Here is a 13,558-nt window from a genome sequence, read left to right as displayed (position 1 = left end):
GTTGTTGATTGAAGTGCTTAATCATGAAAAACATGTCGTTATCCGCAATGGAGTCGTTAAGTTTAAGTTGTCCGTATATTAGCACTAGTCGTGCCAACTTTTTATTTTCTGTGAGAGAAATCTGAGATCGCCATGTTTTCCGGGGCCTGAGATGTGTGTGCGGGAAATCTGTAGTAATGGCGATGAGTCGCTTTAAGAAAAGAGAGTTTTCTTATTTTTGAATCAAATATTCGAAAAAAAGAAGTTTTCATCTAAAATTCTCATAATTAAGTCTGTGGCGGAGTGGGTAGAGCGGAGTGGCGATCAAGAAACGTAAATATAAAGTGGTATTTGGCTTTTTAGGCTCCACCATGGACGCCGTGTCCCGTCGCAGGGGGAAATATGAAAAGCGCTGGCAGCGTTGGCGGCCTACCGTGTCAATTGCGCAACATCCAGAAGCGTTTCCTGTCGATCGCTTAGTGTTGCTGTATAACCCCCAGGATCGCGAGCTGGCGGACGAAGTGATCGCCGATATTGGCGAAGTGGCGCCCAAACTTCAGATGGATCTGCAGCAATTGGATTTCGATGCGCCCTGGGACTTGCATCAGGTGTTTCCCAAACTGTATCAGTTTATTGACGGCTACCCCTTTGATACGGAGAAGGAGGAGTACTTCTTTCATATCACCACCGGTTCCCACATCCAGCAGATCTCTATCTTTTTATCTGTGGGCGCCCGCTATTTTCCGGGCAAGTTGCTGCAAACCGCGCCGAGTCGCGACCATGAGGGCGGGAGCAAGGTGGAAGTGATCGATCTGGATAATGCGCCGCGCTCCGTGGCGGAAATATTCAGCCAATCGCGTAAGCGCGACACCGATTATTTGAAGTCCGGTATCAACACCCGTAATGCGGATTTCAATCAGTTGATAAAGCAGATTGAGACCGTGGCGATTCGCACCCGCGCACCCATATTGATTACGGGGCCGACCGGAGCAGGTAAGTCCAGACTGGGGTCTCGAATCTACGAACTGAAGCGCAAGCGTCAGGATGTGAAAGGCGCTTTTGTGGAGGTCAACTGCGCTACTTTGCGTGGGGATAACGCCATGTCTGCGTTGTTTGGGCATCGCAAGGGCGCTTTTACGGGCGCGGTTGAGAAACGGGACGGTTTATTGAAGGAGGCTGATGGCGGCGTATTGTTTCTGGACGAAATTGGCGAACTGCCTCTGGATGAACAGGCGATGCTGTTGCGCGCCATAGAAGATAAGCGCTTTTTCCCATTGGGAGCGGACAAAGAAGAAAACAGCGACTTTCAACTCATTGCCGGTACTAACAGAGACCTGCGCCAGGATGTTATTGATGGGCGTTTCCGGGAGGATTTGTTCTCGCGCATCAACCTGTGGACATATCGTTTGCCGGGGCTGGCGGATCGGCATGAAGATATCGAGCCTAATCTGGACTATGAGCTGCAACGCTTTGAGCGTGAAAACGGGATTCGCGTGCGCTTCAGTCAGGAAAGCCGCAAACGCTATCTTAAGTTCGCCTGTTCTCCCAGCGCATTGTGGAAGGGTAACTTTCGCGACCTCAACGCCAGCGTCACGCGTATGGCGACCTTGGCGGAGGCCGGAGAGATTGATGTGGCCCTGGTGGAGGCTGAGATGGAGCGTTTAGGATATCTCTGGGGAATGGAGCTGCGCTCCGCAACTCAACAGGCAGAATCTGGCCTGCTGGAGAATCTGCTGTCGCCGGAACAGATGGAGGAAATGGACCATCTGGATCAGGTGCAATTGGAAGCCGTGGTGCGCGCCTGCCGGGACAGCAGTTCGGCTGCAGAGGCGGGGCGCCGCTTGTTTGCGGCCTCGCGTCTGAAGAAGCGTCGCTTGAATGACAGTCAGCGCGTGGCGGCGATACTGGACAAATATGGCCTGCATTTCGACCAGATAAAAAACGCCAGATAGCGTCGTGTACATTTAACGGCGGCGGGAGTATAACTGGTTAATTCCGGCCTGAGCGCGTAAGAGGTTGCGAGGGGGAAAGCGGAACATCGCCAAGGGGAGAGCCGGTGAGCGATCCAGGGGGCGCTATAACAAGAAAAGGAGTTTTCTATGTTGCATTTGGGAAAATGGCCACGGGGTTATCGCGGCGTCGTACTGATGCTGGCCCTGGGATTGACGGGTTGCTTCGAACAACCGGTCGCCTTTGACGACGATGGCGTGCTGGAGGCGCGCATCCGGCGTACGGAGTTCGGTGCGCCGCACATCGAAGCGGATAATCTGCAAAGTCTCGCATTCGGTTCGGGATACGCCTTCGCCCAGGATAATATCTGCATCCTGGCGGATCAGATCATCAAATATAACAGTCAGCGTTCTCGCTACTTTGGGCCGGATCAGACTCCCGGGTCCGGCGACTCACAAAATCTTATCAACGATTTCAGCTATCTGGCTCTGGAGCTGCGCAAGCTGGCGGAGGAGGGGTTGGACGCTATGAGCGACGCCAGCCGGGCGTTGTTATCCGGCTACGCCAGCGGCTATAACAAATACCTAAAGGACGTGGGTGTTGACCATATCGATCCTACTTGCGCCGGTCAGCCCTGGGTGCGTCCCATCTCGGACGTGGATCTGCTTACATACTCTCTTGGTCTGGGATTGATACCTGGCGCGTCCGGCTTCCTGACGCAGATCTATGTCGCTGCGCCGCCGGGAGAAAGCTATTTACCGCAGATGGCGGACAGCGGCCTGCCGCCGCCTTGGACTGTCAACCATGGAGCCCCTGTTGAGTTGGCTGCTCTGCCTAACAAGTCCAGATTGGGATTGGGGTCTAACGGGTGGGCTTTGGGTAAACGCAAAACCGCCAATGGCAAGGGTATGTTACTGGCCAATCCGCACTTTCCATTCACAGGCAATTTGCGATTCTGGCAACAGCATCTGACCATCCCCGGCTCCATGAATGTGATGGGCGCATCGGTGGCGGGCATGCCGGGTGTGGTGAATATCGGCTTTAATGAGCACGTCGCCTGGACCCACACCTATTCCACTGCAGAACACTTTGTTGTGTACGAGTTGAAGCTGGACCCGGAAGATCCGACGGGGATGACCTATTTTGTGGATGGAGAGCGACGCCGTATTCAAAAGCGGAGTTATGTCATTGATGTAAAGGTGGCTCCGGATACTGTGTTTGCGTTGAGCAAGGATCTTTATGTCAGCGATTATGGCCCTATAGTCACTCATCCTGAAATACTGCCTTGGGGAGAGGCGGCGGATGGGGGCTTTGTGGCCTACAGCCTCAAGGACGCGAATCTTGGAAACTTTGATCTGATAGATACCTGGCTGGGCTTGAACCTGTCCCGCGACATGGCGGATGTGCGCAAGGTCTTTAAACAATTCGACGGCGTCATCTTCAATAATACGATGGTGGTGGATGACGTAGGCGACGCATTTTATATCGATGACTCCACCGTTCCTGAATTGAGTCCTGAAGCCGAAACGGCGCTGACCACCGATACCAAGTGGCGGAAGTTGCGGGAGCAGCTTGAGTTCACCATCTTGCCGGGCGACGCTTCCGTATATGACTTCAAGGGGCCGTCTCCTTTCTCCAAAGCGCCGAAACTCATGCGCTTCGACTTTGTGCAAAACTCCAACGACAGCTATTGGCTGACTAATCCCGCCAGTCCGATTCGGGGCGTTTCCATCTTGTATGGGCCGGTGGATAACGAGCAGTCATGGCGTTCGCGCATGGGGCAACGACTTTTGACGGACGCCGCAGGATGGGATGGACGCTTCACTTTGCCCGAATTGAAAGAGGCGCTGCTGAATAGCCGCTCCTATTTAGGGGAGGAGATTTTGGAAGATCTGTTGGCCGCCTGCAGGGCTCGCGGCGATGAGCCGGTAATCGTCAAAGGCGAACCCGTGGATCTCACTGAGGGCTGCTACGCATTAAGTTTGTGGGACGGCGTTATGAATGCGGATAGCCGGGGCGGGGTGTTGTTTAGGGAGTTCGCCTGGCAGTTTGATCAAGACCCGCAATGGCGTATGCCATTTTCTCCCCAGGACCCTCTCAATACGCCTAACAAGCTGGACCCGAACGACAAGGTGCTGGAGCAATTGGCCACGGCGATATGGTATGTGCAAGCGGCGGGGCTGTCTCTGGAGACGACCCTTGGCGAAGCGCAGTTTGTCGAAATGAGCGCGCTCGATGGTTCTCCAAGCGGCGTACGTTTCCCGTGGAGCGGCGCCGCCCATATCGAGGGCGGCTTCAATGTGTTTAATCCCTGGATTAAGCCGGATGGAACCCTGCTACCCCGGCATATTTATTCTTTCCTGCCCGGATCAAAAATCAGCGCAGAGGCCATAGGTTATCACCTGACGCATGGATCGAGCTGGATGATGGCGGTGAGCTTCACGGTTAACGGGCCGGTCGCCGAAGGGTTTTTGACCTACTCCCAGTCCGCCAACCCGGAGTCGCCGTACTACCTGGATCAGACGGAACTGTATTCGCAGCAGCCGCGTTTGCGGCCACTGCGTTTCCGCGAGCAGGATATCGCAGCCCATACCCAATCGGAGCAGCGTATCAGGCTGGATATTAATTAGAGCGTAACGCGGCTACTCGGCGCTAATGACCACTGCGCCGTCGATGGCGTCCAGATGGATGCGCGACGGCGTATGCTCCCGCGTCACCAGAAAGGACGCCAGTTCCGCCACGACCCGTTGCTCGATGGCGCGCTGGATTGGTCGCGCGCCGTAAAGCTCGCTGAATCCCGCCTCTGCGACATGCGCTACCAGGTCGTCGCTGAAGCTCAGATTAAGCTTTTGCTCTCTGATGCGCTCGCGTTGATTCAGCAACTCCAGCTCGCGTCGGGCGATGCTCAGGATGCTGTCGCGATCAAGCGGGTTGAAGCAGAGAATGGCGTCGATACGATTGATGAATTCGGGACGAAAAAAGTCGCGAATGCCGCTCATCGAAACCTGTCCGCGTTTTTCCGCCGCAGAGAAGCCCATGCCGCCGCCAGCGTTTACGCCCAGGTTGGTGGTCATAATGATGATGGTGTTGCGGAAGTCGGTGGTGCGGCCGAAGCGATCGGTCAACAGGCCTTCGTCCAGCGTAGAGAGCAGGGCGTCAAAGACGCTGTCGTCGGCTTTTTCAATCTCATCGAGCAGCACCACAGAAAACGGATTGGCGCGCACGTGCTGCACCAGTGGACTGGGTTTGCCTTCGCCGCCTATCAGACGCTCAATGTGTCCGGGATGTTGAAACTCGCTCATATCGAGCCGGAAAAGAGGATTCTTGCTTTGGCCCGCGCTGAAGAAATAATCCGCCAGCGCTTTGGTGGCGGCGGTCTTGCCAACGCCGGTGGGGCCGGCGAACAGCAGCGTCGCTATCGGCTTTTGCGGGTCGTTGAGGCCCGCCTTGAAAATCTGGATCACTCGGCATAACTGTTCGAGGATGCTGTCCTGACCGATGATGCGGGTTATGAAATAATCCAGCAGCGCTTGCTGTGACAGCGCCTGCTCATCCCGCAGGAACAGCTCCGGTAACCCGGTGTAGGCGACGAAATCGGCGATGACCTGATCGCGAGTGATGGTCGTCTGCTTTTTCTCAAAGGCGTTTTTGACGCAGTGATGATAAAAGCGCACCAGATTACCCGGCGCACGCTCGTATTTGATGTAACGCCTGACCAATTGCGATACCGTCTCCAGCGCATCGTCGCGAGTGTCGATGGCGAAGTTGGAGGCGGCGTAATTGGCGTAAGCCTGCACCACTCGCTGCGCGGAGCGGCCGGACAATTCCGTGACGTTGATCTGTTCAAACAGATGCAGGAACCCCGGCAGCTTATTACGCGCCGCTTCCAGTTCTTGCGGGCGCAGCTCGCCGATAATGCGGATCTGGCCTTTGGCGAGGTAGGAGCGCAGGTAGGCCGCCATGGAGTCTTCCTGGCCTTCGCCGCCAATAGACAGCAGGCTGATGAAATCATTGAGCCAGAGTACGCCGTTGATTTGCGCCAGAGACTCCACCACTTCATCGCACACTTCCTGCCACTCTCCAAGGTACTTGGCCTTGGCGATGATGCGCTGCGGCGTGGAGCGCCAGAAGGTGAGGGGCGCATCGCTGGATTTGCTGAGGCGTGCGGCCACCCGCACTGCTTCCTGCCAGAGCACGCTTTTGCCGACGCCCTGCTCGCCGATCAGCAGGCAACTGCTGCGTCCTTCCAGCAGTTCCTCCGCCAGGCGCTGGATCATTTCGCCTCGCTCCCAGGCCACTTCCGGGAGACGGCTGACCTGGCGTTTGACGCGCTTCGGCAATGGCGCCTGATCCGACACCGTCAGCATGTACTCCATTGCATCGCTGTTGTGCTGTTGTTGAGAAGGACGCACTTTGCCGCGGTCGAAACTGACCACTTCCAGCCAGGGTTCGGAAGGCATGATGTAGCGGTAGGCTTCTTCCGGCGTGACGTTATTCAACACTTGCAGGGAAAAATGCTCGATCAGCGTTTTTAACTGCACTTCGTCATAGTAATAAAACGAGCGTTGTAGAAACGGCAGAAAACATTCACCGAAGCCCCTGTTGGGGTCGCGGCTATGCACTGCCGCAATGCGGAAAGCGCTGGGCGCCGACAGCGGATACACGCCCTGATCGGAACGATAGGACAACAACGCATTAATCGTATGGAAGCTGATTTGCGGGCTGCTGATCTCCGGACTGTACAGGCACTCTCCCTGTTTGATCGCCTTGGCCAGACATTCCGATGCGGCGCTGCGAATCTTGGAGGGATGCGACTCCATCACCACCAGTTCCGTCCCCAGAATGACGCCGATCACATCGCCGCTTTCCAGAGTCCAGCAGGCTACGGGAAATTCTTCAATCGCCATGGCGTAATTCTCCTTTGCAGGCAGGGCTTATCAACAAACGCCAGTCGGCGAGCATGGGGGAGCCGTTCAACATCAGGCCGGTGCGCAGATCGGTGACCCCGAATTCCCGCTGCGTGGCGGTGGGCGTCGTGTAAAGGCGCTGGATATCCAGGTCGCCCTGATGGTCCTGCTCCAGACGTCGCTGACTGCCTTCCTCCGCAGATAAGTCCGGGTAAAACGCCACGGTCACGGGCACTTGCAGGTTGGACTCTTCGATAAAGAGATGCACTCCCTGTTCATAGCTGAAATAACGTTGCAGCCCGGGGCCGCGCAGCGCCAGCGCGACGCAATCGTCGCTGATGCGGCTGTCCTGTACTTCACCCAGGCGTCCCAGCGTCTGCTCATAGGCGTTGGTCAGGAAGCGCACGCCCATTTGACCTTTTTCCGCCACCAGAGAGCGAATCACCAGGCAGCCCTGGTCCAGTCCCTGGTTCAGATAAGCATGGGCGATAAACAGCACGTAGCTGAAATCAACGCCGAGCTGGAGGTTGTCGCTCATGTTGTAATCGACGAAGTCCTCCGCTTTCTGATAGAGGCCGTTGAGGTAGTCGCGCAGGTCGTTCTGAGCCGCCAGCGCCGAAAAATCCAGGCGTATGGAGCGCCAGCCTTCCCGCGGTCGCGCCGAGGTGCGGAAAGGCATGTTGGCCTGCAGACGCTGGGTGCTGCTGCGCTCCTCGCTTTCCCAGGTATAGGTTTGCAGCGGCTCCAGCAATTCGCGCAGGGCGTCGCTAAGATGCCAGCGCCAGTAATCTTCGTAATTCTCAGCGGGATGCAGCAGGCTTTGCGGTTGGTGTAAACGTTCGTCCAGCGCCTGCAGCGCGGCGACCATTCTTTGATAGTCCGGCAAGGCGTAATCCTGCTCTGGACGCGGCAAAGCGCCCGCTATGATGGACTGGTGACGGAAGCGGGTGATGCGGCTGTCAACGCCATGAGGGCCGTCAAACAGAGTCAGCATGATCGGGTCCAGGCTGTCCAGTTCCGCCAGTCGTTGCGCCGTCAGATGGGTGATGACTCGCTCCAGGTTGCGTTTCAGCGCACGTGCGCCCAACAAGGGATCGAAGCTTGCGTCCGCCAGCCGGTTAAGACAGGCCGGGTCTATGTTCAATATTGTGCTGCGACGGATAAAGCCATCCCGCTCCAGCAGGCGTTGCATGTGCAGTTGCGCCAGCCGTTGCATATCGCTGTGTTGTAGCGGGTTGAAGACGACGATGTCGTTGATGCGGTTGATCATTTCCGGGCGGAAGAATTGCTCCACGCTCTTGCGATAGGTCGCCGCGTTGTCGTCGTTGTGATGGCTGAAGCCAAACCGCGACGCCGCCTCTTTGGCGCCGATATTGGAGGTCATGATCACGACGGTCTGGGTGAAATCGGTGGTCTTGCCCATAGCGTCAGTCAGACGGCCGTCGTCCAGTAATTGCAGCAGCAAATCATGGACCTTGGGATGCGCTTTTTCGATTTCATCCAGCAACAGGACGCAGGCTTTTTGGTAGCGCACCCGCTCCGTCAGTAAACCGCCTTGCCCCATGCCATCGCCAATCAGGCGGTGTACGGCGCCTGCGTCGACGAACTCGTTCAGATCGATGCGCACCAGACAGTCGCTGTTGCTGAATAATCGTTGTGTGAGCAGCTTCGCCGCTTCGGTTTTACCCACGCCGGTAGGGCCGATGAACAGAAGGGTGTTGAGCGGTTTGCCCAAGGGCGTCAGTTGCGCCTTGATGGTCATCACGGTGTCCGTCAGCACGTCCTGCGCCTGCGGTTGACCCACCAGACGCTGTTCGAAGAAACGGCGCACTTCGTTTTCCTGTAGCGTGGCGTTTTTGTCGATCAACGCTCTACGGAAATGGAAGTTGGTCTGGAACGCCTGATACACCGCTTGCTCGTCGGCGCGTCGGCCTTGATGCTTCACGGCGATGTCGCGCATGACGGACAATACTGAGCCGGGCAAGGCGCTCTCGCCGCGAAAGCCCGGCTCCAGGCCAAGCAGAGTAAGTAGCGCCTGGGAGGCGATTTCACAGTTGTATTCGCGCTCCCACTGCGCGCGTCGGCGTATATAAACTTGCGACAGTTTCTCCGCCGGCAGCGGCTCCAGTCGCAATACCTGAAACAGATCGGCGAAGCCGCGGTCCAGTTGCTGAATGCGTTGCCATTCATAGGGCGTCGCCTCCAGCACCAGGCCGATTTCCCGGCGCTCCAGATACGGCTTCAGCACATGACTGAGGGTGAGGCTGGTTTGCGCGCTCTTGCCAATGCGGAATAGCGCCACAGGATTGTCGATGTAGAGCACGTCCGGGGTGCGGATGCCGTAGGTTTCCTGCAGACGTTTCTTCACCCAGCTGAGAATGGCTTCAAAGCGCCGCTCCCATTCGCCAACCACGCTCATCCCGGCGATCACCCGTAATGGATCAAGCAGCCAGAGCTTTTGCAGTCGCTCCGGCGCTTTGACGTCGCTGTTCGCCATGTACTGGGCCAGCGTGTGCTGAATCAGGTTGCTTTTGCCGACGCCGGGCGCGCCGACGATGACAACCGGTTGCGGTTTGCCGGAGAACAGCGCGCGTTCCAGCCAGACGGCTTCGTTATCGCGATGCAGCGAGCCTTCCAGGTCATCTGGATAAAACTGGGCGAGATCTTCCGCTGTCTTTTTCAGTTCGTAGGCGCCGTTGAATTCACGACTGGCGGAGAAAAAGGAAAATAGCGACGCCGCGTCTTGTTCGAAGGGGAAATCGCTCTGTCCGACGTTCACAGAAACGCCGATAGTGGTGGCGGAATCACCGGCCTGAGAGTACAGACGTTTGATGTCGAACGACTCATCCGCTTTACGCTGACTGCGGATATAGGCGCCAATTCTTCCCGCCAGAAATTCAATCAGTTGCGGGCGCGTCTCCACGTCGTCAGGGATGAGCAGCGTCTGGTAATTCAGCTTGGGAAGACAGAGGTAGCGATGCTCGCGCACCTGATATTGCGCCACCGCAAACAGCCCGTCCACCAAGTGCATGCCGGACTTGAAAGTCAGGTGGATCAACTCGAACCGATAGTCCGGCTGGAAGCACAACCAGAGCAAATGTTCTACGCTGTCCCGGTCCAGGCGTCGATCGTCGAAGGTCTTTTTGAGCGAGGATTGATAGCTGCGCAGGGCGTCGCCATAGCGGCGTCGACTGACGATAAAGCCATCCGTCAGCAGCGGCGTCAGGGTGAACTCGCCGTTGCGGCTCTCCACCAGTGTGGGAAATTCGAGTCGCAGTAAGGTCATTCCTGCAGCCCTCCTGCGGCGTCGTCATAGGCGGATTTAGCGCCGCGTTTTTTATCTTCCGGTTTCTTTTCCTGGCGGATGACGAGGCGGGCCAGCAGCTTGTCCTGCAGGGAGCGGGCGGCTTTGTGTTTGACCCGCTCTGAGTGCCCGGCAAGATCCTGATAGGTCTGCGGATCACCGAAGCGTTCGTCCTGATATTCTTCTTCGCGGACTTTGCGATGGGCTTTCATGTCTTTGTAAAACTTCATGCGGTGAATGCCGGTGGGAACCTTGTATTCGTCCAGCCTGGCGTCATTGAAATCGATGTACATCGGCGCGTTTTTGTCTTCTTCCGTGGCCCAGTCCACTTTGCCGTGGTCATGACGCCAGAAATGTTGCGCGCAGGCGCCGGATAAGGCCCAGCCCATGCCAATCAGAGGCAGTTCTTCCTGAGTGAGCATTTCTTTGCTGACTTTATAGGGCGGCAGCGTCACCATCTCGAAAATATCGTCGCCCCGACAGACGCCCTCCGTTCTCGGATTGGCCTCCAAGTCGGGGTCTAAGTAGATCCACACCCGGGTGTAGTCATGGTCTAATTTTTCGAACCAGCGCTCGTACCACAGGGACAGACGGTCGAGTTGGGGCTGGCCGCCGTATACGAACAGCAGGTGCCGGTTGTAGTGAGGGTTGAGCGTGCTCTCGATTTCGATCAGGAAGTCGTCAAAGCGCGCTCTCAGTTCTCGCAATGTCTCTTCATAGTCTTCCGCGCGCATGGCGCTTTGTTGATCCAATAATTGGCTGAGGCACTCATTTTCCAGTGCGTAGGCTTCTTCTATTCTTTGAGCAAGCGCCTCGCGCAGGTTGAACAACTCGCCATAGCGCCGGGTTTGCTCCGGGTCTTCCCAAAACGAGTTACGCTTGCGGCGTTTGCGCGCGTCCATCTGGTCAAGCTCGCTGAGGCAGGAGATCCAGGTGGGGCTCTCCTGCAGCGCCTGCAGATCGCGGCGGTGGGCGGCGACCTTCTCGGTCAGCTCCATAAAGTAGCCTCTGGCGCGTTTCTCCTGATGAGTGACGCGGGCGTCGAAGTTCAGTGCGTCCGCGCTGACCGTGGCGGTGATCTCCAGGGGATCTTCTTGGGGGCGGGCGCTGAGCGCCGGCGCCAGATGAGCGGTGACGTGCTTGCGCAACAGCCGCTGCACGGAGCGCGCGCCGTAACGCGGGTCCGAGGGCAGGTTGTTCAGATGGCTCCAGACGGGGGCCTCGAAGTTCAAACTGACCTGACGATTGCTTAGCCCGGCGGCGCCTTGTAAGCGGCGCATTTCTTTTTGCAGCACGACCATTTGCTCTTCCTGTGTGAGAGCGAAGAAGGGCGCGACCTGATCGATGCGGTTGAACAGCTCCGGGCGGAAATATTTCGCAGCCGTCTGCTCGAAATGGCGTTGGGCGGCGGCGTCAGTTTTATCTTCCGTGCTGAAGCCGACGCTGTTTTGCATGAACTGCTGAGCCCCCAGGTTGGAGGTCATGATGATCAGCGCGCTGCAAAAGTTGGCGGACTCGCCGTGGTCGTCGGTAAGCCGTCCTTCTCCCAGCACCTGCAGCAACAGGTCGTAAAACGCCGGATCGGCCTTCTCGATTTCGTCGAACAGCAACACGGAGAACGGCTGTTGACGCACTTTGGTCACCAGACTGGCTTCGCCGGTGGCGGTCAGTCGGGTGACGGAATAAGGATCGCTGTATTCGCTCATATCGAAACGCAACAGGCGTTTCTCATCCCCAAACATAAATTGCGCCAGGGTTTTCGCCATTTCCGTTTTACCGACGCCGGTAGGGCCTACAAACAACAGCGAGGCGATGGGTTTGCCGCGAGGCGCGAGACCGGCTTTGACGGTGATAATGGCGCGCACCAGGGCTTCCACCGCCTGAGTCTGACCGACGATGCGGCGACGGAAATGTTCGCGGGCTTTGTCCGCGTCCAGACGGGCCTGATGATCCACCAGAAAACGCGGCATGCCGCTCTCTTCGCAAAAGGCGGCGATGGCTTCATTTTCGGTGATGGCGCCGCTGTCTTTATGGGCCGCCAGGATCATGTTTTCAAAAAAGCGGATGATCTTGCCGGGATAGCCGGAATAGGGCGCATAGCGGCGCTGCAGCAGGATAATGCGTTCAATGGCGTTGGGGGCGATGCGAATATTGAAAAGCTCAGCCTGGGATTGAATCGCCTGCCGCGCGATCTGGTTTTCCTCCTCCTCGCTGCGTTCGGTGAAACGCACGATATGGAAGAGCTGACTATAGCCAGGAGCGCGTAAATCAATGGCGGCCAGCTGCTCTTCCGTCACTTCCGCGATGAGCGTGATTTCATTGCGGGTCAGCGGATCGCGCAGGGCTTCGGCGATGCTGACGCTGTTGCCCTGATACTGGCCGACTTCGAACAGCTCGCTAAGGTTGCCCAGGTAGATAAGCTCGCCGTTGGCGCGGGCTTCGCGCACCCACAGACCCAGTGCGTGGCGCCAGCCGCCCTGTTGCGTCAGGGCTTGCAGCATTTGCGCAGCGGTAGTGCGCCAGGGAATCTTGTTGGCGTTGACGCCGGTGAAGTGGCGCTTCACAAACTCGTTGATGAGTGCGGTCTTGCCACAGCCGCTGGGGCCAACCACCAGCACGCTTTGGCGGAATTCGCCAAGCAGGTTGCGATTTAACGTGTCCACATAAGCGTCTAGACCAAACACGCTGGCGCGACTGCGATGCATCCGGCGCGCCGTCTTTGCAATCATCGGTTCGTCCTGCTGGCGACGCATGTCCGTCAGTTCTGCTGGCGTGTAGAACTCCAGCGTCACTTCTTCACGCACGACTTTAGGGGGCGCATACCACTGACAGGCGATCAGCGAACGCGCGCTGTCGAACCGTTTATTACGCAGCATTTCCAGCTGGATGCATTCGCTGACTCGCTGCATGATCTGCTCTTCGTCCCAGCAGAGGCAGGCGACGGCCTGAGCAGGCACTACGCCGAGGATTTCCCCCTGGCGCAAGCGCCAGATAACAGCTTCGAACGTAATCTCATGTCCTGTATAGCCGCCCTCTCTGGAGGCCGGAACCTTTACTTTCACCTCGCGCACTTCGGTCTCGCCTTCCGGCAGATAGTGCAGCAGCTCGACATACTCGCCCTGTTTCAGCAGTTTGTTCTGTGCGCGCGTTTGAAACTGGCGGGCCACATGAGCGCTGGGGGCGTTCAGCCAGGCAATTTCGGTCATATTGCCTGGAAGGGTGAGTGTGACGCCGCTTTCGTGGGTGAGGATGGTGTTATAGAAGGGGAAACTGAACTGTTTACTCATGGCTGAAACATCTGCGCAATGGAAAAGACGTGCCTGTCCGGACGATGCGAACGGAAAAGGGACTATTCTTACGAATATGGCCTGGGAAAACAATTGAGAGTAAAAGTTATGTTTTCGGCGCCGGCCTAACG

5 protein-coding genes are annotated in these 13,558 nt (G+C 57.0%); 2 read left to right on the top strand and 3 right to left on the bottom strand.

Annotation, left to right across the window (positions count from 1 at the left end):
• Nucleotides 1-296 precede the first annotated feature (296 nt).
• Both rtcR and KP814_RS02130 read left to right on the top strand, forming a co-directional pair.
• On the top strand, nt 297-1,931 hold the full coding sequence (rtcR, locus tag KP814_RS02135; protein WP_216735198.1) for an RNA repair transcriptional activator RtcR: 1,635 nt from the start codon (nt 297-299) through the stop codon (nt 1,929-1,931).
• Between the two features lie 147 nt (nt 1,932-2,078).
• On the top strand, nt 2,079-4,559 hold the full coding sequence (locus tag KP814_RS02130) for an acylase (RefSeq protein WP_216735197.1): 2,481 nt from the start codon (nt 2,079-2,081) through the stop codon (nt 4,557-4,559).
• Nucleotides 4,560-4,571: 12 nt separating this feature from the next.
• Here the strand turns inward: KP814_RS02130 and KP814_RS02125 are convergent, their stop codons facing one another.
• The 3 genes from KP814_RS02125 to KP814_RS02115 are packed head-to-tail and all read right to left on the bottom strand — an operon-like array spanning nt 4,572 to nt 13,427.
• On the bottom strand, nt 4,572-6,836 hold the full coding sequence (locus tag KP814_RS02125; RefSeq protein WP_216735196.1) for an AAA family ATPase: 2,265 nt from the start codon (nt 6,834-6,836) through the stop codon (nt 4,572-4,574).
• Nucleotides 6,826-10,122, bottom strand: a complete 3,297-nt coding sequence (locus KP814_RS02120; protein WP_216735195.1) for an AAA family ATPase — start codon at nt 10,120-10,122, stop codon at nt 6,826-6,828. The genes KP814_RS02125 and KP814_RS02120 overlap by 11 nt, the downstream gene beginning before the upstream one ends.
• Nucleotides 10,119-13,427 carry an AAA family ATPase gene (locus KP814_RS02115; RefSeq protein WP_216735194.1) on the bottom strand — a complete coding sequence of 1,103 codons (3,309 nt, stop codon included), beginning with the start codon at nt 13,425-13,427 and terminating at the stop codon, nt 10,119-10,121. The genes KP814_RS02120 and KP814_RS02115 overlap by 4 nt, the downstream gene beginning before the upstream one ends.
• Nucleotides 13,428-13,558: the final 131 nt, after the last annotated feature.

Source organism: Hahella sp. HN01, assembly GCF_018986435.1.
Classification (GTDB): Bacteria; Pseudomonadota; Gammaproteobacteria; order Pseudomonadales; family Oleiphilaceae; genus Hahella.
Note: the sequence above shows the minus strand (reverse complement) of the source record. Positions and strands in the feature narration are given on the sequence as shown.

Coding starts and splice junctions, on each gene's coding strand:
- KP814_RS02130 (WP_216735197.1), top strand. CDS start 2,079: ATGTTGCATTTGGGAAAATGGCCACGGGGTTATCGCGGCGTCGTACTG.
- KP814_RS02125 (WP_216735196.1), bottom strand. CDS start 6,836: ATGGCGATTGAAGAATTTCCCGTAGCCTGCTGGACTCTGGAAAGCGGC.
- KP814_RS02120 (WP_216735195.1), bottom strand. CDS start 10,122: ATGACCTTACTGCGACTCGAATTTCCCACACTGGTGGAGAGCCGCAAC.
- KP814_RS02115 (WP_216735194.1), bottom strand. CDS start 13,427: ATGAGTAAACAGTTCAGTTTCCCCTTCTATAACACCATCCTCACCCAC.